Below are 23,758 nucleotides of genomic sequence, written 5' to 3' on the forward strand. Positions count from 1 at the left end.
CAATTAAGTGGTGGGAATAATTCGTAAGAATTACTCTTCGATTGTTGTACCAGTGATTACCACGTCTTCTAGTGGTACGTCTTGGTGCATACCGTAAGAACCAGTGCTAACGCCTTTGATTTGGTTTACCACGTCCATGCCTTCTACAACTTCGCCGAATACACAGTAACCCCAACCGTCCAGGCTTTCGCTACGAAAATCCAGGAACGTGTTGTTGTTCACGTTGATGAAGAATTGAGAGCTAGCTGAATGCGGCTCCATAGTACGTGCCATCGCAAGTGTACCCACTTTGTTGCTTAGACCGTTGTTTGCTTCGTTTTTGATAGGTGCACGTGTTGCTTTTTCACGCAGACCTGACTCCATGCCACCACCTTGGATCATGAAACCATCAATAACGCGGTGGAAAAGTGTGTTGTCGTAAAAACCGTCGCGGCAGTACTGTAGGAAATTTGCGCTTGTTTCAGGCGCTTTCTCATCGTTTAGTTGAATCTTGATGTCACCAAAATTAGTGTGAAGGGTGATCATGCTACTGTCCTTTACTGTGTTGTATTGAGCCCGAGATTCTAGCCTAAGTTGTAACGCATTAAAAACTCGGGAAGAAGAAATTAATCGTTTTGTGCTTGAAGTTTAGCCGATTATCGTTTTATCGGTTAATTGCTATTACCTAATAAGGTCGGAGTTGTTATACTCGGCCTTCTTGTATTCATTCACAATCATAGATAGAGATCATGTTAAAGATATATAACACACTCACAAGACAAAAAGAGGAATTCAAACCAATTACAGCTGGCAAAGTCGGCATGTATGTCTGTGGGGTTACCATATACGATCTCTGTCACATCGGCCACGGTCGTACGTTTGTTTCTTTTGATGTCGTGTCTCGCTACCTGCGTTACTTAGGTTATGATCTGACATTTGTCCGTAATATCACGGATATCGACGATAAAATCATCAAGCGTGCAGCAGAAAACGGTGAATCTTGTGATTCATTGACTGAGCGCCTGATCGGTGAAATGTACACTGACTTTGATGCACTGAACATGAAGCGCCCAGATGTTGAACCTCGCGCGACACAATTCATTGCAGAAATCATCGCATTGGTTGAAAAGCTGATTGAACGTGGTTTTGCATACGTTGCTGATAATGGCGACGTGATGTTTGAAGTTGGTAAGTTTGACGAGTATGGCAAACTGTCTAAGCAAGATTTGGATCAGCTACAGGCAGGTGCTCGTGTAGATATCGAAACAGCGAAACGCAGCCCGCTGGACTTCGTTCTTTGGAAAATGTCTAAGCCAGGTGAGCCTACTTGGGAATCTCCATGGGGCCCGGGCCGTCCAGGTTGGCATATTGAATGTTCTGCGATGAACTCTTCAATTCTTGGCCATCACTTTGATATCCATGGTGGCGGTTCTGATCTTCAGTTTCCTCACCACGAGAATGAGATCGCTCAGTCTTGCTGTGCACACGATACTAAGTACGTGAACACTTGGATGCACAGCGGCATGGTGATGGTCGACAAAGAGAAAATGTCGAAGTCACTGGGTAACTTCTTCACGATTCGTGATGTATTAAGTCACTACGACGCAGAGACAGTACGCTACTTCCTGATGTCTGGTCACTACCGTAGCCAACTAAACTACAGTGAAGATAACCTAAACCAAGCACGCGCATCATTAGAGCGTCTGTATACTTCTTTACGTGGTCTTGATCGAAAAGCCGCACCTGCTGGTGGTGCCGAGTACGTTGCTCGTTTCACAAATGCGATGAACGACGATTTCAACACGCCTGAGGCTTATTCAGTGCTGTTCGATATGGCTCGTGAAGTAAACCGCCTTAAAACGGAAAGCATTGAGAAGGCGAGTGCGCTTGGTGCATTAATGCGCGAGCTTGCGGACGTTATCGGTATTCTTTACCAAGACCCTGAAGCCTTCCTGAAAGGTGATGCAGGTAATGACGACGAAGTGGCAGAAATCGAAGCTCTGATCAAACTGCGTAACGACTCTCGTGCAGCCAAAGACTGGGCAAATGCCGACATGGCACGCGACAAGCTGACTGAAATGGGTATCGTATTAGAAGATGGTCCAGAAGGGACAATTTGGCGTCGTAAGTAATTGAATTTTCTTTTCTAAAGGGCTGGTAATTCAGCCCTTTTATTTTCATTTCGATAAATTAATAACTTTAACTTCAGGTAATGCTCTGTGGCTCAGATGTATTTCTATTACTCTGCGATGAATGCGGGTAAATCGACGACTCTTCTTCAATCTTCATTTAACTATCAGGAACGCGGCATGACTCCCGTCATTTTCACGGCAGCACTGGATGACCGCTATGGTGTGGGCAAAGTGAGTTCGAGAATTGGTTTACAGTCGGACGCGCATTTGTTCCGCCAGGATACCAACTTATATCAAGAGATTGCGGCACTAAACGAAGCAAAGAAACTTCACTGTATTCTTGTTGATGAATGCCAGTTCTTGTCGAAAGAGCAGGTATATCAATTGACCGAGGTGGTGGATAAGCTGCATATTCCTGTACTTTGTTATGGCCTTCGTACCGATTTTCTTGGCGAACTTTTTGAAGGCAGCAAGTATTTACTCTCATGGGCTGACAAGCTGGTTGAGCTGAAAACAATCTGTCACTGTGGTCGTAAGGCCAATATGGTGATTCGTACTGACGAGCATGGTATTGCGATTAAAGAGGGTGACCAAGTTGCGATTGGTGGCAATGATCGTTACGTATCTGTCTGCCGTCAGCATTACAAAGAAGCGTTAGGCAAGTAATTTCCTTAATTTGCAATCCAAAAACTTATCAGCCACCGAATTCGGTGGCTTTTTCATTACAAATCTTGTCGGGTTTAAGCTAAGCCAAAACCGAATCTCGCACGCAACGCCTGATAAGACAACTCGACGTTTTCTGGAATGACTTGCTCGGTTTGAAAACCTTTCTCAGGGTACGATTTGACGCGTGAAAAATCTTCCATAAGCGCTTCTAACACCATCATCAGAGGCATGTCTTCATTCATGTACTCAAAAAATGGGTGAGCAGTAGAGCTTACTTGCAGATGTGAATAGGGAGATTGCCACTGCTTTTCGAAGGTGGCGATAGCTCGACGTTCCATAAATGGCTTTTGTACCAAAATGAACGAGTCGCACTGTATACCTTTATCTTTAAACAACTGCTCAGTAAAGCGGACATTTTCACCACTATTTGTTGATTGGGTTTCCAACAATATCGCATCGCTTGGGACGCCAGCCACACGCGCTATATCAGAAAAGGTTTCGGCTTCACTCTTGTCGAACAAACCATCGGTGAACCGACCCTGACCACCAGAGAACACAATCAACGGTGCGAGCTGTTGGTGATAAAGCGCTGCGGCGTGTTCTGCAACGCGAACGTCGTTACTGCACATGACAAATAAACACTCTGCCGGCTGAAGTTTATGCTTGAGCTGCATGTAGTCCCACAGTGTTTCAATGTGTTGGTATAGCTTCATAGTGCATCCAGAGTCGAATTAAATCGGAATTGATAGCCTAGCGAAATGAGTTTGTCGGCCAAAATCCGTTTATCCGAATCTTCGGTCACTGGCGGTAAAGCGATGTCGGTACCACTTTTTATTATCGCAGCCTGATAAAACTCAGCTTTGCTGACGGTATTGGGCGTTGTCACATTGACGATTTGGTTATCCAGATTGTCGAGTGCAAATTTTGCCGCAGCAACCGCATCAGTCTGATGCAACATATTTGCCGGCGCTTTACGGCTAACTTGCTTAAGTCGCATCGCAAAGCGTGCTGGGTGTCGATCTGGACCGATTAATCCGCTGCAACGCAAGATGGCATAACTGATCCCAGAATCAATGACGGATTGCTCTGCTTTAAGCATGATTTGAGCATTCTCAGAAAAATTAGGATGGTTTTGCGCTAACGCGAGAGAGGCAGATTCTTCTCTCATGTCAGATGGAAGATTTGGGTAGACCGTGGTGGAGCTGATCATCACCAGCTTTTCGATATCGTGTTGCTTTGCCACATTTACCAGCGTTGCCCATTGTTTGGCGTACTCGTCTCCAGCGCCTTTGCGGAAACCAGGAGGGAACGCACCGACAATACGTTGTATTTTATGACGTAAAATCAATTCGGGCAGTTTTATCTCTGCGTTTGCTTGATTGAGATCGAGAAGTTCAGCGTGAGTTAATTCGGACGGTAATTCATCCAATCTTTCCTGGCTGCGGCGAGTAACAACAACATTATGCCCCTCGTTGATTAAGGATTGTGCAAGCGGAGTACCGAGCCAACCCGCACCGACGATCAATGTGTTTGCCATTTTGTGTTTCCCTAACTTAATTACAGTCGCTCTAAATAAGAGTATTGGCGTCATATTGGCTTTGCAACGAAAAGGATTAGTTTTGTCGTGCCAATGTATCAGACGTATAGGCAGTGAACTGATTGATTGGTATAGCCTAATCTCGGTTTGTCTAGAGCAGTAAATAAGATAAGTGTATACCCAAACAACCTCGAGATGCCAGATTCAGCAAGAATGACTTGGATATATACTTATTGGCTGGACATGGAAATGCCACCTTTGATGGTGGCATTTTCAATATTTGGAGTGGGTAATTAGTTCGCGATTAGAACTCGTAAGATTTTATCTGCATGCTCAGCGACTTCAATGCCTTCATCGGTTAAGTAGCCACCATCAGGCTGTGTGCACAGTTTCTTCTCATAAAGACGGCCAATCGCTGCCTGAGCTTCTTCTGACGCATCTTTGTGAACTTTAATGCCCGTCGCTGCACTGGTTAAATCAAATTGAAGAAGTAGGTTCAGTTCGGCTACGTGTTCAGCTGAATATTTCATAAATAATTCCTTTGCGCTTTTTTATCCAAGCTAGTCTTAAAAGCGTACTTGAGCAACACAAAACCATAAGAAGTGTTAACTGTATTACTATCAGACTGATAAGAAGCGGAATTTTCGTTCGAAAAAAAATATTCTTGTCATATATCAAAGACAGATATGACTTATCGTTTTTTAAGACAATAATTGGCGATGCGAATCCCACTAACACTATTTTTAGTTAACATGCCAAATAGCCCTTGAAAAAGTAAGAAAATAGAGCGATTATCGCCGCCACGTTAAATGTTTCTAAATGTGACGCTGCTATGGATATCAATCAGTTCGACTCATTATTACCGCCGCAAGCTGCTGAACGCGCTGCCGAAGTTGGTGTAGGTAAAGCGACGAAAGCGCCTGCGAAATCTTTCTTACTTGCCATCTCCGCAGGGCTTCATATTGGTATTGCCTTCATTTTCTATACCACAGTGACAACGGGGGCAGGGGATTTACCTTGGGGTATGACTCGCCTAATCGGTGGTCTCGCGTTCAGTCTCGGCCTTATTCTTGTTGTGGTTACAGGTGGCGAACTTTTCACCAGTTCAGTGTTGACTCTGGTCGCAAGAGCGAGTGGCAAAATCACATGGAAAATCTTAGTTAAAAACTGGTTTGTGGTTTACTTTGGCAATATGGCCGGAGCGATCATGCTGGTGGCTTTGATGTTGGTGAGCAAGCAATACATGTTTGATGGCGGGCAAGTTGGCCTTAATGCCATGGCGATCTCTCAGCATAAATTACACCACGGTTTCTTCCAGGCTGTCGCGCTAGGTATTATGTGTAACGTCTTAGTGTGTATTGCGGTTTGGATGACATTCAGCGGACGTACGTTAACCGATAAGATCGTAGTGATGATTCTACCAGTGGCAATGTTCGTTTCTGCTGGCTTTGAACACTGTATCGCGAATATGTTCCAAGTCCCAATGGCAATTGGTATTAAATACTTTGCCCCTGATGCGTTCTGGCAGATGACTGGAGCCGATATCGCAAACTATGCCGATTTGAACATGACGGGCTTCATCATCAATAATCTCATCCCTGTAACGTTGGGCAACATCATCGGCGGTGGCGTATTCGTTGGCATGTGGTATTGGATGATTTACTTGCGTGATGAAAACAAGCATTTGCGATAATGACTAAAAAGGCGAGCGTTGATAGCTCGCCTTTCTTTTGCCTGTTAAACCAGCTCTTCGTTGATTCCGAACTCGATTGGGATCCAATGGGAAGTCATTTCATTTGGTACTTGAACAAGCCACTCTAACGGCGCGTCAGACAATAATTCATCGTACTTTTCAGAGACCATTAATACATCCATGTTAGTTGCTCCTTTTTGCTACTCCCTGCAATGTAAAACTAGAGTATGTCAACGAGGTGATCAAAATGTGACCATTGTATGTTGGAAAAAGTTTTTTCCAGACAAGCTCTTATGTTTATGATTGCGTATGTGTTTTCCCTGTTTATCCACATTTTCTGTGGATAACCTGTCTCAAAGATAGTGTGTATCTAACAGGGCACCAAAAATAGTATAAAAATAAGCGCTTATATGCGAGTGATATGAGCTTATTTTGTTGGATTTTTTTGTTCAATTTTTACTCTGATTCGTCCTTCCTTGGTTTGTACCGAACTCAGTGTCATTTCTAATGTTATTGCGACAGAGATACTGAGCATGACGAAAATCGCTAACATGATCACCAATTGATACTTTATCGCAACTAAAGGGCTTGCGCCCCCCAAAATTTGTCCCGTCATCATCCCTGGCAGAGTGACGAGGCCCATTGCCGTCATTGAGGCTAAGACCGGAGCCATTGATTTTCTCAGTGCCTCTTGCACAAAGGGAAAGGAAGCATATTTTGGGGAAGCTCCGAGAGACAACGCTGCTTCGTATTCCATCTTTCGCTCTTCAAACGCGGTAAACAGAGTTTGCAGTGCGATTATATTACTGCTCAGGCTGTTCCCTAACAGCATGCCTGCAAGGGGAATCATGTATTGAGCATTGTAAAGAGGAGTTGGCTGAACCAGACCCACCGTCATAGCAATAAGAAGCGGAATCAGACCACAAATGAGCCCAGAGATCAGAGGCAGCATTAGTGGCTTTTTGGGTAAACGAGCTTTACCGGCAATCGTGCTTGCGCCAACCAGAAGCATGACGGCTAGCCATAACATATTGATCAGAAAGCTATTTAGGTGGAAAAGGTACTCTAAGTACATACCAATCAATATCAGTTGCACTGCCATACGAACAACACTGACCGCGGTATCTTTTGCAACCCCCAACTTATAGCGATAGTTAATCGCCAGAGGGATGAGTAAAATCAGACTAAAAATCGCAAGTTTTACCCAGCTTATATCGACCACGCTGTTCATCATTACTCCTTAAATTGCCGCCACATCCACCCTAAGAAGCTATTTTTATGGCATTTTTAAATAGAGGTCTTATACCCGTGTTTATTATCAATTTGTTTATATAAATTGGCTTTTATCCGATATAAACTCGAATGTGCCTCGAGTTATTAAATACCATGAATGAGTGATGAAAATAAAATTGAATGTGGTGAAAAACGTAATACCGGCTTTAGGTCGGGTGTTTTTTACTCAACAGGGCTTGGTTACCGTTAAATCTCAAATAAAAAGTAATATCCGTACCCAACAAAAAATGCAGGAATAGATGAATAAATAGTGGCGACAAAAGCCGCTTTAGGCGCCATCGCAATTGCAGGGAACAGCGCATCACCATCGTTTGAGATTGCATTGGCGATTTGTGCAGAAAACGGTGCAGCACCAGACAGGTATAAACTTGTCACCAAAATTTGCGGCCCACAACCAGGTAGTATGCCAATCAACAAGCCAGCCAATGGCATCCAGATCCCCCAATTAGATAGTGAAGCGGCTACGTCCACACCCGCGAAGTAGGTGGTAAATTCAAACGTAATAAACGCCATAATGACCCAAGCACTGATGAAATTAGTATCTTGCGCTGCTTTCTGGAGTGGATGCGAATCTATGATTTTCTCATCTTCTGATACGGTTGATTGGTAGCTGCCTAACTCTCTAGTCAATGCCCAAAGTGACATCGTCATTACCGAAAAAATCGCGCCAATCCATTCAATGGTATTTGTTGGTAAGTGAAGCAACTTATTGATATCCAGTTGGAAAGACATCATCAGTGCGATAATGCTGGTCGGTACAATCAGCCACTTCCAAAATGTCCCTTGCAAATTAATGGCCTGTTGTTCATGAATGCTGTACTGCTCGCTGTCTCCTTGATAGCCAGATGTTGCTGTTGTTGCCTTATGCACTGGACGCAAAAAATCTGCTTTGTGAACAGCGTTCACGACTAATCCAGAAATTGTCCCCACTACGATCCCTATTGTGATGACACCAATACCGACGACAGGTTTAGCCGCGAGCAGCAAAAACGCAGCATCACCCATCGTTGACGTCAACACCGCGACAATGGCACCAAAGCCGACTCGTCCACTAATAAACTGCGTGGTAACAACAATTGCACCGCCGCAGCCAGGCAGGGCGCCAAGCAGAGCGGCAAAAAATACCTGATAGCTTTGAGAGTGGCGGTAGAGTTCCGTAAAGCGATTGGTCTCTGACATGAATTGAGACACGTAATGATAAATCACCAGAGTCATGCAGACATAACACGAGACAGCCCAGAATGAATTGGACAACGTGGTAACGGCAACTTCACGACTGCTTTCATCAAGCAATAAAGTCAGCATGAAGATTGGAATAAGCAGCCGTTTATAAGTAAGCCGGAACTGAGCAGGCTGAAGTAGTTGCTGAGCAGAATGCAAAAATCGTGTTGCGTTCATAGTAAACTTAAATGCAAATAGGAATGGTTATCATTTTACTTGAGAGAGATTTATTCGCAACTGAGTAATGCACTTTTCTTCGTGTCAAAGCCCGACAAATCAGGTAAAGTACGGGCCTTTGTGAGCAAACAGCTTCCACGGTACTCAGTGCCACCATTCGGAAGCGTATAAAATTGACTTGAATAGGAAGAAACATGATTCTAGTTGTAGGTCATAAGAACCCAGACAGTGACAGTATTTGTAGTGCACTAGTTGCAACTGAACTTCTTAAGGCGCGTGGCGTTGAAGCAATGCCGATTCGTCAGGGTGAAATCAACCGTGAAACTCAGCACATTCTAGAAGTAGCTGGCGCAGAAGTTCCAGAACTACGCACTTCAGTAGCGGGTGAGACCGTTTGGCTAGTCGATTACTCAGATCTAGCACAAGCACCAGACGACATCGCTGAAGCTGAAATAGCGGGCATCGTTGACCACCACCGCCTAGGTGATGTGATGACAGTGAACCCAATGGAAGCATGGATCTGGCCAGTTGGCTGTACGAACACCGTTCTATTCAACATGTTCAAGATTGAAGGTCACGCAATCAAACCACAAATCGCTAAACTAATGATGTCAGCTATCCTGTCTGACACCGTAGGTTTCGCTTCGCCAACATGTACGCAAAAAGATAAAGATGCGGTTGCAGAGCTAGCGCAAATTGCTGATGTTGCTGACGTTGACGCATTCACTAAAGATCTTCTTATCGCGAAAACAAACATCGAAGGTTTGTCTGCTGCTCAACTAGTAGAAAAAGACCTGAAAGGTTACCCATTCAACGGTCGTGACGTTGTTGTTGGTCAGGTTGAGCTTGCAACTCTAGAGCAAGTTGATGGCATGATCGAAGCACTTGAGCAAGATCTAGAAGATCGCTGTGCGAACGACAATCTGGCATTTGCAGCTGTGATGCTAACAGACATTACTACTGCTCAAACTCGTCTTCTATACAAAGGTGAGTGGTCTGAGAAACTGGTTAAGCACGAGAACGACGGCATGCTAATGATGGAAAATACCCTAAGCCGCAAGAAGCAAGGTTGGCCTTGGCTGCAAACTGAACTTGCGTAATTTCCTCATTATCCGCTTATAATTTAGATGCCCGCCTTAAGGTGGGCATTTTTCTAGGGAAACAGGAGACGAATATGTCTGAGGCATTGACCCAAGAGCAGATGGATACCATCAATCGTTACAATGAAGAGCAACGATTAAAGTACTGTGTTAAAGAGATCGTCGCCAATCGCCAAGTCTGGATTCTAAAAGATGAACACGGCTGTGTAATGCTCAATACAGAAGATGACGATTGTGTCCCTGTATGGCCGAATCAAGAGTTTGCACAGCAGTGGGCGACAGGAGAATGGGAAAACTGCGAGCCAGAAGCCATTTCGCTGAATAAATGGCATAGCCGTTGGACCACTGGGTTGGAAGAGGACGAACTGTCAGTCGTGGTTTTTCCAAACCAGAAAGAAGAGGGGGTGGTTCTGTTTCCGGATGAATTTGATTTTGAGCTTCGTAAGTTCGCTGGCAAACGCTAATGCCATAAAGACGGGTTAACTCGCTCCCCAATTAACTAAGCCTGCAGTGACGCAGGCTTTTTACATACTTTCTAACACAAAGTTAGTGGTTTGGCGCCTTGTAGAAATGACTTTCTACTAAGCGCTGCGTGATAGTATGCTCTGGATGAGTGAGTACCTGATTCGTGTCACCACATTCGACGACTTCTCCCTCATGCATGACCATCACTTTATCGGTGATGTGTTTAACTACCCCGATGTGCTGAGATACGTAAACGAAAGAGAGTCCCATCTCTTCTTGTAACTCTAAGAATAAGTTAAGAATCTGAGAGCGCATCGCCATATCCAAACCGTTTAATGCTTCATCTGCCACAATGATGGACGGCTGAAGTATCAGCGCACGAGCCAGACAAACACGCTGCTTTTGACCTGCGGCGAGCATTTGCGGGTAAAAATAGGCGTGTTCAGGAAGCAGACCGACACGAAGGAGCGTCTCTTTTACACGCTTTATTCGCGCATCTGGCGGCATATTTGTGTTTCGCTTCAGCGGGCCTTCTAAAATACGACCAATTTGAATTCGAGGATTCAGAGAGGTATTTGGATCCTGAAAAATCATGCGGATCAGCTTACAGCGGGTCGCATAATCTTTATGTTCTAAACGTTCACCATTGACCCGGATTTCACCTGAACTTGGCTTAACGACACCAGCAAGCATGCGGGCGAGCGTTGATTTACCTGAACCGTTCTGACCGATAAAACCGATGGTTTGTCCTGGCTCCAGAGTAAAGCTTACGGGTTTTACAGCAACATTGACCCGACGTTTAAAAAAACTTGAGCGCGTGACAAACTGTTTCGACAGGTTATCGACTTCAAGTAACGCACTCATGATTTTTTCTCCGTATTCAATGGAAAGTGGCAGTTGAACTTATGATTTTTAATGGTTTTCGTGTGAGGGATTTCAACACATTGCTTTTGCGCGTACGGGCAACGTGGTCCCAACCGACAACCAATAGGCAAATGCTGCAATGGTGGAATCGACCCCGGTAGAGATTGGAGCTTCTGTTTGTGGGGCACCCAATCATTGAAATCAGGCATCGCTTTCAGCAGTGCATCGGTATAAGGGTGCTTAGGTTCTGCGATGATTTTGTGGGTATCCGCTGATTCTACGGATTGACCACAGTACATCACAGTAATACGGCCCGCCCACTGTGTAATCGTGGTTAAATCGTGGCCGATCAGCAATATCGTGGTGTTGTTGAGCTGATTCATTCGACTCAACAGACGCAGGATTTGTGACTGAGTTATCGGGTCGAGGTCGTTGGTTGGCTCGTCGGCAATCAGCAATTTAGGCTTGGTAGCAATCGCCATAGCGATCATGACCTTTTGACACTCACCGTCAGTTAGCTCGTAAGGATAGCTGTTCATTACGCGTTTGTGATCTTTGATACCCACTTTATGGAGCAGGGCAATGGCTTGTTTTTTACGCCATTTGAATCGTTCCCACCATTTACCATCAAATGAGCGAGAAGGAATCGACTCTATTAGTTGTCGGCCAACTTCTTCCGACGGATCCAAACAAGTCGAAGGTTCCTGAAATATCATCGCGATATCACGTGCAATCACCCGACGACGTTCTTTCGGCGTCAGTTGTAACAAATCAATGTTGCCTAAACGCATTCGGTCAGCAGTGATTCGCCAGGTATCCTTGTTAACGCCGACTATAGCTTTTGCGACAAGGCTTTTCCCCGAGCCTGACTCTCCAACCAAGCCACGTATTTCACCTTCGTTTAACGTTAGGCTCATTCTATCAACTGCTCTAACCATTCCCTGAGGCGTTTCAATTTCAATGGTTAGATGACGAATGTCTAATAATGGCATTATTCGATCCCCGCACTAAGTGCTCGTCGTATACCTTCACCTACTAAGTTTAGCGTAATGACGGTGAACATGATGGTCAGGCCAGGAAGGGTTACCGTCCAGGGTGCAATATAAATAAGTTCTACAGAGTCCCCCAATATTGCGCCCCATTCGGTACTTGGAGCTTGCGCACCTAATCCCAGGAAGCCAAGTGCAGTGATGTCTAATATCGCGGTAGACAGAGCCAGTGTAAGCTCGGCGGCGATAACGGTTAGTACGTTAGGCAGTATTGAACTCCATAATAAGTAGAAGTCATTCGCCCCATCAAGACGAGCAGCCATGATGTAATCTTTTTCTACTTCCGTGTGCACTGCAATATAGACCGAACGAATAAAGCGAGGAATCAGCGCCAAACAAATAGCGAGCAAAATATTAAATTCGCCGAAGCCAAGAAAGGCGACGAATATGATCGCCAATAGTAGCGAAGGAATAGACATCACAGTGTCGAGTAGGTGGTTCAACGTACTCGACAGCAGGCCTTTGGTCATACCTGCGAGTACACCTATCAGGCAACCGACGACAGCTGCGATCGCGGTAATGCCGACTGCGGCGCCGAAAGTTAGCTGAGATCCCGTTATCAGACGTGACAAAATATCTCGCCCCAGGTCGTCGGTTCCTAAGAAATAGTCGACAGAACCTGATGGTGACCAAGAAGGCGGAACCAGCAACTCTCCAGATTGAGCCTGGGGATCAAATGGCGCAATTAAAGGGGCAAATAAGGTGACTAATACAATAAACAACAGGCACCACAAACCGAACATGGCCAAGCCGTTTGCACGGTAGCTTCGCCAGAAGCGTTCGAACTGAGTCGGAATATGTTCTTCCTGATAAACGTTATTTGTTAGCATACCATTCCTTTCTCACCAGAGGATTAATCATGGCACCAATCAAATCCGACAGGATATTTGCAGTTAGAACCAGCGTTGCCAGCACCATCACGCCAGCTTGGATAGATACGTAATCTTGATTTGCCAAAGCGTCCAATAACCAACGGCCAATGCCAGGCCAGTTAAACACAGATTCAGTAATAATGGCTAAGGTAATCATACTTGATAGCTGTACGCCGACTTTCGGGATGATTGGAGGAATGGCATTACGTAACACATGCTGAGTCACGATCTGACTGTTAGACAGACCTTTAATTCTTGCCGCGCGAATATAGTTTTTACTCATGACATCGGCCACGGAGGAACGCATCAAACCAACAACTTGAGTGGTAGGAGCAAGAGCCAGCACCAGACATGGCAAGACCATATGATCGATAACACTTTGCAGCGCATGAGCACGATATTCACCTTCAGCCATAAACGCATCGACGATAGCAAATCCAGTGACATGGTCGATTTCATACAACAGGTCATATCGTCCTGCAACCGGGAAGAATTGATATTCGAGCGAGAACACCATAATCAGTAACAACGCGACCCAAAAAATCGGCGCAGAGTAACCTGACATGGAGATAAAAGAAATACCAGTATCGAGCCATTTACCCTGTTTCATTCCCGCTATTGTGCCGAGTGGAATACCAACCAGAAGTGAGACGAGAAACGCAAAAAAACACAACTCTAATGTCGCAGGAAATACAATCGTGAGCTCATCAAAGATCGCGTTGCCTTGCTTGCTCACCCCAAAATCGAGTTGTGATAAATTGACTAAATAGTTTTTCCAACCAGACCAGAAATCGACTTGAGCCCAGTGTGAAAGTGGGTCAAGACGAAGCAGCGAGAAGCCCACTAGCGTGAGAATCATCAAGGTAATGATAAATAAGTTAAATCGTCGAATGGTATACAAAAACATCAGTGTATTCTCTCAACTCTATCAAATGGTTGTGCGTTGAAAGGGCTTGATTTAAAGCCTGTCAGCGATTTATCGTGAACACGGAATTGCACACCATGCGCCAGTGGAATGACTGGAAACTCTTCATTCAATATGTTTTGCGCCTGACGGTATAAGTTCAGACGATATCTCTGTTCTTGTGTCTCTAAAGCGAGATCGAGCAAAAAGTTGAAGTCATCGTTACACCACATGGAAACGTTAAGGCCAACACGGTCAGATTCACACGATAAGAGCGGTCGGAAGAAGTTGTCTGGATCTCCTGTATCACCAATCCAGCCAGTTAACAGCAAATCCAGATTGTCGATGTTGTCTAAATCAACACGTTCGAATCGGTCATCGGTCAACAATCTCAATCTGACCCCGATGTCCGCGAAGTTTGCCTGAATCAGTTCGGCTGTTTTTCTCGGGCTTGGGTTGAAAGCGCGCGGTTCCAACGGTACCCACATGGTTAACTCTAAGTTATTTGCATAACCAGCTTCACGAAGCAGGGCGAGCGCGTAATTTCTGTCGTACCGAATCTTAACGATGTCTTTTTGATACGCCCAGGAGTTAGGTGGGAGCAGCGTGTAGGCTTGCGTACCTGTTCCGTAATAGACGGAATCCAGAATGTTCTGACGGTTAATTGCCAAGTTCAGAGCTTGGCGTACCCGAGAGTCGCTCAGTGCTTGGTTTGCCGTGTTGATCGCGATAAATGAGACGTTGTTTGCTGGCGTTGCAGTTAACTCAAGGTTTTCGTTTTTCTGAATGATTGGGATCTGGCTGGAAATCGGTGACGACAACACATCGCACTCATTACGCAGCAATTTCGCTAGGGTACCTGTACCTCGATGAGAGATATCAAACACCACTTGCTCCATTTTTGCCGGAAAATTCCAGTATTTCGGGTGACGTTCTAAGCGAATTAAATCGTTAACCTGAAACTCTTTTAACTGAAATGGCCCTGTGCCAACAGGAAGCTGATCAATCTGTTCTTTGTGATCTTTAGCTGCGAGTAGTTGTCCATATTCTGCCGAAAGAATGACTGCATGACTGGTTGCAATATTAGCTAAGAAAGAGAAGTTAGGTTTTGAAAGTTTAAACAACACGGTGTTATCGTCTAAAGCGATAACGTCTTGCAATAAATTTTTGAAATCCAAACCAGCAAACCATGGATACAAACCGCCACCAACTTCATGAAAAGGGTGGCTGTCATCAATGATTCGTTTGAAGCTAAACACCACATCTTTGGAATTCATTGTACGGCTGGGAGTAAACCAAGGTGTTGTCTGGAATTGAACGCCTTGTTTAAGTTTGAATGTGTACTCTGTCCCGCCTTCAGTAACAGACCAACTCTCTGCGAGACTGGCTACCGGTTGATGCGATGTAGAATCGAGCGTAAGCAGTGTGTTGTACAACTGAGGGCTTAGCGCTTCAGCAGTAATACCACTGTCGATCAATTGTGGGTTAAATGTGCTCGGCTTACCTTGGCCGCAAAAGACAAATCCGGTTTGGCGAATATCATTATGGTCGATTTCTTCGCTACAGGCAGTCAGTAAGCTAATCCCGATAAGGCTCAGTGATAATCTTATAAAAGCATTCATAATATGAAATGTTCATTGGATCTTGCTTGTTTCACTTGAAGTTACTCATCCAGAGTTAACAAGCGAGTATTATCCCGCTAATTTAACACCTTTGTGAATTCGCTCCAAACACAAAATCTTTTGCTCGCAGTGTGTTAGACAAAAAATGCACCTTAATTATCACTGTAGACCTAAATCGCGACCAATGTTGAAGTAGTGTCTCTGTTCCCGGTCATTGATTGTAAACCAAAACGCTCATTTAACTTTGCCCGACAAGACCATACTTTCTTACCATACCGCGCAGTTGGTGATAACTCAGTCCAAGCAGTTCCGCCGCCTGACGTTGATTGAATTTCGCTTCCTCTAACGCACGATTGAGCAGGTTAATGTCCTGTTCTTCCTGCCACTGTTTATAGTCGAGTGGAAACTTAATGAGTGTACGTTGTTCGGCCTCGTTCTGCTCGTGGATATTCTGATCGGAATTGTGACCTAATGCATTGTCCCAGAGTGTTTCAAAAGGGTTAAAAATCAGCTGGTCGATAGGCTCTACATTGAGGCCATGTTGATAAATTGCACGTTCGACAACGTTTTTTAGTTCACGTACGTTGCCGGGCCAAGAGTATGCCAATAGTGCTTGCTCTGCATTTGAAGTAAAGCCGACGAAATACTCAAGCTGAAGCTCCCGACACATTTTTATTGCGTAATATTCCGCTAAAGAGAGTATGTCTTCTTTTCTCTCGCGGAGCGGCGGCAGCATAATGACATCGAATGCCAGTCGGTCGAGTAAATCAGCTCGGAAATCCCCTTGTTCAGCGAGGTGCGGTAAATTGGCGTTCGTTGCACAGACTAAGCGAACATCTGCAGTAAGCGCGGTGTGTCCACCCACACGTTCATATTCCCCGTACTCAATCACACGCAGCAGTTTTTCTTGTACTAAAAGTGGGGCCGTGGCGAGTTCATCCAAGAACAGGGTGCCGCCCTCTGCACGTTCGAAACGGCCTTTATGCTTGCCTTTAGACCCCGTAAAAGAGCCAGATTCATGACCAAACAGCTCAGAGTCGATCAATCCTTCGCTCAAGGTAGCACAATTTAACGATAGAAGTGGCTTGTCCCAACGTCTTGATAAATAATGTAATCGTTGCGCTATGAGCTCTTTACCTGTACCGCGCTCTCCAATAATGAGAACCGGACGCTCAATAGGCGCAAGTTGCGATACTTTATCTAATACAGCGAGAAAAGCAGGCGATTCACCAATCAGGTTTTGCTTCATTTGATTCCTTCTTATTTAGCTGCCTAGTCGTGGATGAGTCTAGTATTGGTGAAATTCACCAACAGTTGGTGAAAAACATCATAGCATAATAGTGCATAACAACAATAATACGCATAAGATATTGATTTTACATGGATGTATAAGTTGGCACGTTACTTGTTATGTCTATAGGGAGACACAAGGCGAATCATCACCTTGTTGAGTTTTAATAGGAAAAAAGAGGAGTTCCGTCATGGGTATTTTTTCTCGTTTTGCAGATATCGTTAACTCAAACATCAGTGCATTGTTAGACAAGGCGGAAGATCCTGAAAAAATGATCCGTCTCATCATTCAAGAAATGGAAGACACACTGGTCGAAGTGCGTACTAACTCGGCTAAAGCGATTGCAGACAAAAAAGAGTTGGCTCGTAAAGTTGAAGCGCTAGAAGATCAGATAAATGAATGGGGCAAAAAAGCCAGTCTTGCGTTAGTGAAAGAGCGTGAAGATTTAGCTCGTGCCGCTCTTATTGAAAAGCAGAAGCTAGAGCAAGTGATTAAAGGTCTTCACACTGAGCAAACCTTGGTTGAAGAAACCATTAATAAACTAACCGGTGAAATTGGCAAGCTGGAAAACAAAATCGCTGAAACACGCGCGAAGCAGCAAGCGTTGGCCATTCGTAATCAAACGGCCTCTAATCGTCGTGATGTGCAAAAGCACCTGCATGCCAGCCGAACTAATGAAGCGATGGCTAAGTTCGAGCAATACTCACGTAAAGTGGATGAACTGGAAGCGGAAGCAGACCTCTATTCATCTACAGGTCATGCAAAGTCATTAGAGCAGGAGTTTGCCGAGCTTCAAGCGCAAGATGAAATTGAAAAAGAGTTGGCAAAGCTGAAAGAACAGATGTCATCTCAAGATAAATAAAAGAGAGGAGCCATTTATGTTGACATTTTTATCTATTGGATCACTGATTATTTTTCTGATCTTTGTCGCACCACTATGGCTTTTCTTACACTATCGCAGTAAGCGAGACACGGATAGTGCTCTGTCGAGCCAGGATCTAGAGCGCCTTCAGGTACTATCCGAAAAAGCAGAATCGATGCAGTCTCGAGTGGAGACCTTGGAGCGCATCCTGGACGCGGAGTCACCAACCTGGAGACGCAAGTATGAGTAATCGAGAACTGTATCGTGACCCAGTAAATGGCAAACTTGCCGGCGTTTGTGCCGGATTTGCCAACTACTTTGGTATGGAAGTCTGGTTGATTCGTATCTTAGTCATTTCTGCAGGTTTGCTTGGCGGGACGTTTCTAGTTCTCTTAGCTTACGTAGCCTTGGCATTTATGTTGGAAAAACAGCCGATAACCTATTCAGAAAGCATCAAAGCTCAGCAGGATCATACGCTAAAGAGCAAACCGTGGCAGAAGGGCCAAAATCCGGAGCAGTTCTTGAGTGTGCTTGAGCGCGATTTCGACCGTATTGATGGCAAAATACGCAATATGGAAGCGTATGTGACTTCTGATACTTTCAGAGTAAACAGAGAATTCAGCAAACTCTGAGGCTGGTAGTACTAAGTCTAAAATTCTAAAAAAGTGGGCAAGTTGCCTGCTTTTTGTTTTAAATCAATAATTTTAAAACAATATTGTTCCCTTCTGATATGCAGCTCTACCATAGTTCATCTATTTTAAATGTAGTTCCTAAATTCTAATGGATGAATGTGATGAAAAAGCTGCTAATTCCAATAGCTGCCATTTCAGCAGCTTTGTCGGGTTGTGGGAAAGAACTTCCACCTGTACCTGAACCAGAATCTAGACCCGCTAAGCTCTATACTGTCTCTGTTGGAAACGCTCAGTTTGAGCGCAATTTCCCTGCTACAACGGATTCGGGCGATAAAGCCGTATTAGCATTTCGTGTTCCTGGATTGCTTCAATCGATAGACGTCCACGAAGGCCAAGTCGTGAATAAAGGCGATGTATTGGCTACGCTAAACCCCGATGAATATTCACTTCTCGAACAACAAGCGAGGGCAAACTTTGCGCTCGCAGATGTGCAATATCAGCGTTATCAAAAGCTACGTAAAGATCAGGTAGTGTCAGAGCAAGACTTTGATCAAGCTAAAGCTAATCACAACTCCGCTAAGGCGCAGTGGGATCAGGCTAAAGCGAATTTAAGCTACACCAGGCTCGTCGCACCTTATGATGGTACGATTTCTTATCTCCCGGCGGAAAATCATGAATTCGTAGCCGCTAAAGAAGGTGTGATGAATATCCAAACTAATCAAGTGATGAAAGTGATATTCCAGTTACCCGCTCATCTGTTCAACCGCTATGCTGCGGGTGATAACGTTTCGGCGAAAATGAAATTCGATGCCTTTCCAGAACAATCCTTTGACCTGACTTTTCAAGAAATAGACACCGAAGCGGACCCTAAAACGGGCAGTTATAAAGTGACCATGGTGATGGCAAGGCCCGAAGGAGTTGGCATTCTTCCAGGGATGTCGGGTAATGTCCACGCGATTTCCATGAATGGAAGCGCGACTATTATTCCAGACACTGCGTTGTTCGAGGAAGACGGGCAAACCTACGTTTGGCGTGTGGACCAGCAAGGCCTTGTTTCAAAAGCCGCTATAAAAATGAATGAAAAGAACCAAGTTCTGCAAGGTCTGGATGATGGTGACCAGATTGTTATTTCTGGCGTAAATGTGATTGAACCGGGCATAAAAGTAAGAGCTTGGGTTAAAGAGCGAGGATTGTAGTATGAAAGGAATCATAGCCTTAACTGCGATATGCTCGTCTCTACTGCTCGTTGGCTGTGGCGACAAGGGACCCGAAAAATCCGTAGAAACACCTCGTGTCAGAGTGATCTCGCTTGAAGGAAAGAAGGTTGACGATAATCTTTATTTTCCAGCGGTGGCCAATGCGGCGGATCGTTCTCACCTTAGCTTCAGAGTTGCGGGAGAAATAAGCCGTATTCTGGTGAAAGAGGGTGATAAGGTGAAAAAAGATGACATCATTGCAACCTTAGATCCTACGGATTATCAGCTTGAAGTGGATAACGCGACCGCTCGTTTTTCCGTGATTGATAGTCAATATCGTCGTTCACGCCCATTAGTTGATAAAGGCCTACTGGCTAAATCACAGTTTGATGAAATTGCAGCACAGCGACAAATTGCATTAGCTGAGCTTAAACTGGCTGAGTTACGCTTGTCGTTTACCACCTTAAAAGCCCCTGTTGATGGCATTATCTCAAGGGTAAATGTTGATCAGTTCGAAAATATTCAGGTTGGGCAACATATTGTGAATATTCATAGTCTGGATCGTTTTGAAGTACTGATTCAGTTTCCTGATCGTTTATATGTAAAAGAGCCTCCTACCGATGAAAGGCTAACGTCAATTGAGGCAGTGGTTCGTGTACCAAGTGGCAATGAGTACACGGGAACTGTTAAAGAATTCACGACAGAACCCGATCCGACCACAGGTACATTTACCGTTACTCTTTCACTACCGATGCCAAAAGAAGAATACATCCTTGATGGTATGGCGGTTGAAGTCACCTCGAAAGATGCAAAAGTTGGGTTAGATTTGAATGTCGGTATCAACGTACCTATCGAAGCTATTTTCAATGCCGACGGTGACGATCTTGGACGAGAGAACAAGTTTGTATGGGTACTCAATGACGACAGCACCGTCTCTCGGAGACAGATTCATACAGGTAAAGCTTCTAAAGCGTCAATTCAAGTTCTTGAGGGGCTGGATCTCCATGACCAAGTGGTCGTCGCTGGGATATCAAGACTTCGAGATGGCATGATAGTAGACGTGGTTAAGCAGGAGGCTGGTTTATGAGTGAGCAAAACAAAGTGCCTCAAAGTGATGATGACACAACGGGCATTGCGGCGTATTTCATTAAAAACCGTGTGATCAGCTGGATGGTTTCACTGATCTTTCTGATTGGTGGTATTGGCGCATTTTTTGGTTTGGGACGTTTGGAAGATCCTGCATTCACCATTAAAGATGCCATGGTGATTACCTCGTATCCAGGTGCTACACCGCAGCAAGTGGAAGAAGAGGTGACATATCCGCTTGAAAAAGAGATTCAACAACTGACTTATGTCGATGAGGTCAACTCCATTTCAAACCGTGGCCTGTCTCAAATAACCGTAACTATGAAGAACAACTACGGCCCGAACGACTTACCTCAAATCTGGGATGAACTTCGTCGGAAAGTGAATGACTTAAAAGGCTCGTTGCCACCAGGCGTCAATGCGCCGCAAGTCATTGATGATTTCGGGGATGTATACGGCATTCTACTGGCGGTAACGGGGGATGGTTACAGCTACAAAGAGTTATTGGATTACGTTGATTACCTGAGACGAGAGCTCGAGCTTGTCAATGGTGTAAGCAAAGTATCGGTTTCTGGTCAGCAGCAAGAGCAGGTATTCATCGAAATTTCTATGAAAAAGTTGAGTAGCCTTGGTCTGTCGCCGAATACGGTTTTCAACCTGCTCTCGACACAAAACGTTGTTTCGGATGCAGGTGCAATTCGAATTGGGGATGAGTACATCAGAATCCAGCCAACGGGGCAGTTCCAAAATGTTGATGAGCTCGGAGATTTATTGTTAACAGAGTCAGGTGCTCAAGGGCTCATTTTCTTAAAAGATGTGGCCGGGATTAAGCGTGGTTATATCGAAGTTCCAACCAATATTGTCAATTTTAATGGCCGATTGGCGTTGAATTTGGGGGTTTCCTTTGCACAAGGTGTCAATGTTGTTGAAGTAGGAAAAGTGTTTGATCGTCGTCTCGCTGAACTGAAATACCAACAACCGGTCGGCATTGAAATATCTGAAATTTATAGCCAACCGAAAGAAGTGGATAAATCAGTAAGCGGCTTTGTTGTCAGTCTGGCGCAAGCCGTTGGAATCGTAATCATCGTATTACTTTTCTTTATGGGGCTTCGCTCTGGATTATTGATTGGCTTAATTCTGCTGCTCACTGTGTTAGGTACATTTATTTTTATGAAGTATCTGGCCATCGATTTACAGCGAATCTCTCTCGGAGCGTTGGTCATCGCTTTAGGTATGCTGGTGGATAATGCCATCGTTGTCGTGGAAGGGATACTGATAGGGACTCAAAAAGGACGTACCCGGTTACAAGCTGCAACCGACATCGTAACGCAGACAAAATGGCCACTACTGGGTGCTACTATCATCGCGGTGACGGCCTTTGCACCAATCGGTCTATCGCAAGACTCGACAGGGGAATACTGTGGGACCTTATTTACCGTACTGCTTATCTCTTTAATGCTGAGTTGGTTTACGGCTATCTCACTAACGCCATTTTTTGCAGACATTTTCTTTAAAGGTCAGAAGTTTAAACAAACCGAAGGGGAAGGTAGCGACCCGTATAACGGAATCGTTTTTGTCGTTTATAAGAATTTTCTTGAATTCTGTATGCGCCGGGCATGGTTCACAGTAGTGGTGTTGATCGTAGGCCTTGCTGCAAGTGTTTATGGATTTACGTTTGTAAAACAGTCGTTCTTCCCATCTTCAACGACGCCTATTTTCCAGTTGGATGTTTGGTTACCTGAAGGAACGGATATCAGGGCAACAAACGATAAATTAAATGAACTGGAGAGCTGGTTGTCTCAACAAGAATACGTTGAGCATATCACCACGACAGCGGGTAAAGGCTTACAACGCTTCATGCTGACTTACGCTCCGGAGAAAAGTTATGCAGCGTACGGTGAGATAATCACGCGCATGGATAACTATGAAGCGCTTGCTCCGCTGATGGAACGCTTTCGAGCACATTTAAAAGCTAATTATCCAGAAATTAACTATAAGCTGAAACAGATTGAGTTAGGCCCGGGCGGCGGTGCGAAGATTGAAGCGCGTCTTATTGGCTCTGACCCGACCGTATTGCGCACATTAGCAGCCCAAGTCATGGATATTATGTACGCAGACCCAGGAGCGACGAACATTCGTCATGACTGGCGCGAACGTACTCAGGTTCTGGAGCCTCAGTTTAATGAGAGCCAGGCACGTCGTTACGGTATCACTAAGTCAGATGTAGATGACTTCTTATCGATGTCATTTTCAGGTAGGACGATAGGCCTCTATCGAGATGGTACCACCTTGATGCCAATTGTCGCACGTTTGCCTGAAGACGAGCGTATTGATATTCGAAACATCGAGGGGATGAAGATTTGGAGCCCGGCTAAAAACGAATTTATTCCTCTTCAACAAGTTACAATGGGCTACGACATGCGTTGGGAAGACCCGATCATCGTGCGTAAAAACCGAAAACGTATACTAACTGTCATGGCTGACCCAGATATATTGGGTGAAGAAACTGCGTCAACGTTACAAAAGCGTTTGCAGCCACAAATCGAAGCGATAGAAATGCCATCAGGTTATTCGTTGGAATGGGGAGGTGAATATGAGTCTTCCGGCGATGCGCAAGCGTCGTTGTTTACCACGATGCCAATGGGCTATTTGTTTATGTTCCTGATTACGGTGTTCCTGTTCAATTCGATTAAAGAACCATTGATTGTTTGGCTCACCGTACCTTTGGCATTGATCGGGGTTACAACGGGTTTATTGGCACTCAATACACCATTTGGTTTTATGGCATTGCTTGGGTTTTTAAGCCTGTCGGGTATGGTGTTGAAAAACGGTATTGTTTTACTCGATCAAATCGAACTTGAGATGAAGTCAGGTAAAGAACCCTACGTTGCTGTTGTCGACGCGGCGGTGAGTCGCGTACGTCCCGTATGTATGGCGGCGATCACTACTATTCTAGGTTTGATTCCGTTACTACCGGATACTTTCTTCAAACCGATGGCCGTTACTATTATGTTTGGTTTGGGTTTTGCGACTGTCTTAACGTTGATCGTGGTACCAGTGTTGTATCGTCTATTCCACAAAGTGGCTGTGCCGAAATAAAAGTAGAAATAATCGTTA

Annotated in this window: 24 protein-coding genes; 11 read left to right on the plus strand and 13 right to left on the minus strand. The window is 44.8% G+C overall.

The genetic code is table 11. The features are described from left to right. Positions 1–30: 30 nt before the first annotated feature. Positions 31–525 (minus strand): peptidylprolyl isomerase, encoded by a 495-nt coding sequence (locus ACWYU8_RS11330; RefSeq protein ID WP_457519673.1) that lies wholly within the window; start codon positions 523–525, stop codon positions 31–33. 203 nt (positions 526–728) lie between these two features. On the opposite strand from ACWYU8_RS11330, the gene cysS reads away from it, so the two are divergent. Beyond that, positions 729–2,111, plus strand: a complete 1,383-nt coding sequence (gene cysS, locus ACWYU8_RS11335; RefSeq protein WP_457519674.1) for a cysteine--tRNA ligase — start codon at positions 729–731, stop codon at positions 2,109–2,111. Between the two features lie 87 nt (positions 2,112–2,198). Next, entirely contained in the window at positions 2,199–2,777 is a 579-nt protein-coding gene (locus ACWYU8_RS11340; protein ID WP_457519675.1) for a thymidine kinase, read from the plus strand. Positions 2,778–2,851: 74 nt separating this feature from the next. Here ACWYU8_RS11340 and ACWYU8_RS11345 read toward each other — a convergent pair whose 3' ends face one another. From ACWYU8_RS11345 to ACWYU8_RS11355, 3 genes are all read right to left on the minus strand, one after another. Further along, positions 2,852–3,490, minus strand: coding sequence for a YdcF family protein (locus ACWYU8_RS11345; RefSeq protein WP_457519676.1), 639 nt, complete (start codon positions 3,488–3,490; stop codon positions 2,852–2,854). After that, entirely contained in the window at positions 3,487–4,368 is an 882-nt protein-coding gene (locus ACWYU8_RS11350) for an NAD(P)H-binding protein (RefSeq protein WP_457519677.1), read from the minus strand. The genes ACWYU8_RS11345 and ACWYU8_RS11350 overlap by 4 nt, the downstream gene beginning before the upstream one ends. 239 nt (positions 4,369–4,607) lie before the next feature. Further along, the gene (locus ACWYU8_RS11355; RefSeq protein WP_457519678.1) at positions 4,608–4,844 is read right to left on the minus strand and encodes a TIGR02647 family protein; all 237 of its coding nucleotides are present in this window, start codon (positions 4,842–4,844) and stop codon (positions 4,608–4,610) included. 302 nt (positions 4,845–5,146) lie between these two features. Here ACWYU8_RS11355 and focA point away from each other — a divergent pair, with 302 nt between their 5' ends. Then, complete coding sequence (gene focA / locus ACWYU8_RS11360; protein ID WP_457519679.1) at positions 5,147–6,007, plus strand: formate transporter FocA; 861 nt, start codon at positions 5,147–5,149, stop codon at positions 6,005–6,007. A 44-nt stretch (positions 6,008–6,051) separates the two neighbouring features. On the opposite strand, the gene ACWYU8_RS11365 is transcribed toward focA, so the two are convergent. From ACWYU8_RS11365 to ACWYU8_RS11375, 3 genes are all read right to left on the minus strand, one after another. Continuing rightward, on the minus strand, positions 6,052–6,189 hold the full coding sequence (locus ACWYU8_RS11365) for a hypothetical protein (RefSeq protein ID WP_457519680.1): 138 nt from the start codon (positions 6,187–6,189) through the stop codon (positions 6,052–6,054). Between the two features lie 245 nt (positions 6,190–6,434). Further along, positions 6,435–7,238 (minus strand): ABC transporter permease, encoded by an 804-nt coding sequence (locus tag ACWYU8_RS11370; protein ID WP_457519681.1) that lies wholly within the window; start codon positions 7,236–7,238, stop codon positions 6,435–6,437. Positions 7,239–7,486: 248 nt separating this feature from the next. Then, the gene (locus ACWYU8_RS11375) at positions 7,487–8,698 is read right to left on the minus strand and encodes a putative manganese transporter (protein ID WP_457519682.1); all 1,212 of its coding nucleotides are present in this window, start codon (positions 8,696–8,698) and stop codon (positions 7,487–7,489) included. A 194-nt stretch (positions 8,699–8,892) separates the two neighbouring features. Between ACWYU8_RS11375 and ACWYU8_RS11380 the strand changes: the two genes are divergently transcribed. Both ACWYU8_RS11380 and ACWYU8_RS11385 read left to right on the plus strand, forming a co-directional pair. Continuing rightward, positions 8,893–9,798, plus strand: coding sequence for a manganese-dependent inorganic pyrophosphatase (locus ACWYU8_RS11380; RefSeq protein WP_457519683.1), 906 nt, complete (start codon positions 8,893–8,895; stop codon positions 9,796–9,798). 74 nt (positions 9,799–9,872) lie between these two features. After that, on the plus strand, positions 9,873–10,262 hold the full coding sequence (locus tag ACWYU8_RS11385; protein WP_457519684.1) for a DUF2750 domain-containing protein: 390 nt from the start codon (positions 9,873–9,875) through the stop codon (positions 10,260–10,262). A gap of 82 nt (positions 10,263–10,344) precedes the next feature. On the opposite strand, the gene ACWYU8_RS11390 is transcribed toward ACWYU8_RS11385, so the two are convergent. The 6 genes from ACWYU8_RS11390 to pspF form a co-directional block, all read right to left on the minus strand. Further along, the gene (locus ACWYU8_RS11390; protein WP_457519685.1) at positions 10,345–11,127 is read right to left on the minus strand and encodes a peptide ABC transporter ATP-binding protein; all 783 of its coding nucleotides are present in this window, start codon (positions 11,125–11,127) and stop codon (positions 10,345–10,347) included. Further along, positions 11,124–12,119: a peptide ABC transporter ATP-binding protein gene (locus tag ACWYU8_RS11395; RefSeq protein ID WP_457519686.1), complete on the minus strand. Its 996-nt coding sequence runs from the start codon at positions 12,117–12,119 to the stop codon at positions 11,124–11,126. Before ACWYU8_RS11395 ends, ACWYU8_RS11390 begins: the two co-directional genes overlap by 4 nt. Then, on the minus strand, positions 12,119–13,006 hold the full coding sequence (locus ACWYU8_RS11400) for an ABC transporter permease subunit (protein WP_457519687.1): 888 nt from the start codon (positions 13,004–13,006) through the stop codon (positions 12,119–12,121). Before ACWYU8_RS11400 ends, ACWYU8_RS11395 begins: the two co-directional genes overlap by 1 nt. Further along, positions 12,993–13,955 carry an ABC transporter permease gene (locus ACWYU8_RS11405; protein WP_457519688.1) on the minus strand — a complete coding sequence of 321 codons (963 nt, stop codon included), beginning with the start codon at positions 13,953–13,955 and terminating at the stop codon, positions 12,993–12,995. The genes ACWYU8_RS11400 and ACWYU8_RS11405 overlap by 14 nt, the downstream gene beginning before the upstream one ends. Continuing rightward, positions 13,955–15,574, minus strand: coding sequence for an ABC transporter substrate-binding protein (locus ACWYU8_RS11410; RefSeq protein WP_457519689.1), 1,620 nt, complete (start codon positions 15,572–15,574; stop codon positions 13,955–13,957). The genes ACWYU8_RS11405 and ACWYU8_RS11410 overlap by 1 nt, the downstream gene beginning before the upstream one ends. A 238-nt stretch (positions 15,575–15,812) precedes the next feature. Next, complete coding sequence (gene pspF, locus ACWYU8_RS11415) at positions 15,813–16,823, minus strand: phage shock protein operon transcriptional activator (protein ID WP_457519690.1); 1,011 nt, start codon at positions 16,821–16,823, stop codon at positions 15,813–15,815. Positions 16,824–17,055: 232 nt separating this feature from the next. Here pspF and pspA point away from each other — a divergent pair, with 232 nt between their 5' ends. The 6 genes from pspA to vmeI all read left to right on the plus strand — a co-directional run bounded on the left by pspA (position 17,056) and on the right by vmeI (position 23,740). Then, positions 17,056–17,727 (plus strand): phage shock protein PspA, encoded by a 672-nt coding sequence (gene pspA / locus ACWYU8_RS11420; RefSeq protein WP_457519691.1) that lies wholly within the window; start codon positions 17,056–17,058, stop codon positions 17,725–17,727. A 16-nt stretch (positions 17,728–17,743) separates the two neighbouring features. Beyond that, on the plus strand, positions 17,744–17,977 hold the full coding sequence (gene pspB / locus ACWYU8_RS11425) for an envelope stress response membrane protein PspB (RefSeq protein WP_457519692.1): 234 nt from the start codon (positions 17,744–17,746) through the stop codon (positions 17,975–17,977). Beyond that, complete coding sequence (pspC, locus tag ACWYU8_RS11430) at positions 17,970–18,359, plus strand: envelope stress response membrane protein PspC (protein ID WP_457519693.1); 390 nt, start codon at positions 17,970–17,972, stop codon at positions 18,357–18,359. Before pspB ends, pspC begins: the two co-directional genes overlap by 8 nt. A 161-nt stretch (positions 18,360–18,520) precedes the next feature. Next, positions 18,521–19,555: an efflux RND transporter periplasmic adaptor subunit gene (locus ACWYU8_RS11435; RefSeq protein WP_457519694.1), complete on the plus strand. Its 1,035-nt coding sequence runs from the start codon at positions 18,521–18,523 to the stop codon at positions 19,553–19,555. 1 nt (position 19,556) lies between these two features. After that, positions 19,557–20,642 (plus strand): efflux RND transporter periplasmic adaptor subunit, encoded by a 1,086-nt coding sequence (locus tag ACWYU8_RS11440; protein ID WP_457519695.1) that lies wholly within the window; start codon positions 19,557–19,559, stop codon positions 20,640–20,642. Continuing rightward, on the plus strand, positions 20,639–23,740 hold the full coding sequence (gene vmeI, locus ACWYU8_RS11445; RefSeq protein ID WP_457519696.1) for an efflux RND transporter permease subunit VmeI: 3,102 nt from the start codon (positions 20,639–20,641) through the stop codon (positions 23,738–23,740). Before ACWYU8_RS11440 ends, vmeI begins: the two co-directional genes overlap by 4 nt. The last annotated feature ends 18 nt before the right edge of the window (positions 23,741–23,758 follow it).

This window comes from Vibrio limimangrovi, assembly GCF_054064025.1.

Excerpts from the sequence above, each read along its gene's own strand:
- pspA (WP_457519691.1), top strand. The coding sequence starts at position 17,056 with ATGGGTATTTTTTCTCGTTTTGCAGATATCGTTAACTCAAACATCAGT.
- pspB (WP_457519692.1), top strand. The coding sequence starts at position 17,744 with ATGTTGACATTTTTATCTATTGGATCACTGATTATTTTTCTGATCTTT.
- ACWYU8_RS11375 (WP_457519682.1), bottom strand. The coding sequence starts at position 8,698 with ATGAACGCAACACGATTTTTGCATTCTGCTCAGCAACTACTTCAGCCT.
- pspC (WP_457519693.1), top strand. The coding sequence starts at position 17,970 with ATGAGTAATCGAGAACTGTATCGTGACCCAGTAAATGGCAAACTTGCC.
- ACWYU8_RS11395 (WP_457519686.1), bottom strand. The coding sequence starts at position 12,119 with ATGCCATTATTAGACATTCGTCATCTAACCATTGAAATTGAAACGCCT.
- ACWYU8_RS11440 (WP_457519695.1), top strand. The coding sequence starts at position 19,557 with ATGAAAGGAATCATAGCCTTAACTGCGATATGCTCGTCTCTACTGCTC.
- vmeI (WP_457519696.1), top strand. The coding sequence starts at position 20,639 with ATGAGTGAGCAAAACAAAGTGCCTCAAAGTGATGATGACACAACGGGC.
- focA (WP_457519679.1), top strand. The coding sequence starts at position 5,147 with ATGGATATCAATCAGTTCGACTCATTATTACCGCCGCAAGCTGCTGAA.
- ACWYU8_RS11390 (WP_457519685.1), bottom strand. The coding sequence starts at position 11,127 with ATGAGTGCGTTACTTGAAGTCGATAACCTGTCGAAACAGTTTGTCACG.
- pspF (WP_457519690.1), bottom strand. The coding sequence starts at position 16,823 with ATGAAGCAAAACCTGATTGGTGAATCGCCTGCTTTTCTCGCTGTATTA.
- ACWYU8_RS11405 (WP_457519688.1), bottom strand. The coding sequence starts at position 13,955 with ATGTTTTTGTATACCATTCGACGATTTAACTTATTTATCATTACCTTG.
- ACWYU8_RS11435 (WP_457519694.1), top strand. The coding sequence starts at position 18,521 with ATGAAAAAGCTGCTAATTCCAATAGCTGCCATTTCAGCAGCTTTGTCG.
- ACWYU8_RS11400 (WP_457519687.1), bottom strand. The coding sequence starts at position 13,006 with ATGCTAACAAATAACGTTTATCAGGAAGAACATATTCCGACTCAGTTC.
- ACWYU8_RS11380 (WP_457519683.1), top strand. The coding sequence starts at position 8,893 with ATGATTCTAGTTGTAGGTCATAAGAACCCAGACAGTGACAGTATTTGT.
- ACWYU8_RS11350 (WP_457519677.1), bottom strand. The coding sequence starts at position 4,368 with ATGACGCCAATACTCTTATTTAGAGCGACTGTAATTAAGTTAGGGAAA.
- ACWYU8_RS11330 (WP_457519673.1), bottom strand. The coding sequence starts at position 525 with ATGATCACCCTTCACACTAATTTTGGTGACATCAAGATTCAACTAAAC.
- ACWYU8_RS11410 (WP_457519689.1), bottom strand. The coding sequence starts at position 15,574 with ATGAATGCTTTTATAAGATTATCACTGAGCCTTATCGGGATTAGCTTA.
- ACWYU8_RS11385 (WP_457519684.1), top strand. The coding sequence starts at position 9,873 with ATGTCTGAGGCATTGACCCAAGAGCAGATGGATACCATCAATCGTTAC.
- cysS (WP_457519674.1), top strand. The coding sequence starts at position 729 with ATGTTAAAGATATATAACACACTCACAAGACAAAAAGAGGAATTCAAA.
- ACWYU8_RS11365 (WP_457519680.1), bottom strand. The coding sequence starts at position 6,189 with ATGGATGTATTAATGGTCTCTGAAAAGTACGATGAATTATTGTCTGAC.
- ACWYU8_RS11345 (WP_457519676.1), bottom strand. The coding sequence starts at position 3,490 with ATGAAGCTATACCAACACATTGAAACACTGTGGGACTACATGCAGCTC.
- ACWYU8_RS11370 (WP_457519681.1), bottom strand. The coding sequence starts at position 7,238 with ATGAACAGCGTGGTCGATATAAGCTGGGTAAAACTTGCGATTTTTAGT.
- ACWYU8_RS11355 (WP_457519678.1), bottom strand. The coding sequence starts at position 4,844 with ATGAAATATTCAGCTGAACACGTAGCCGAACTGAACCTACTTCTTCAA.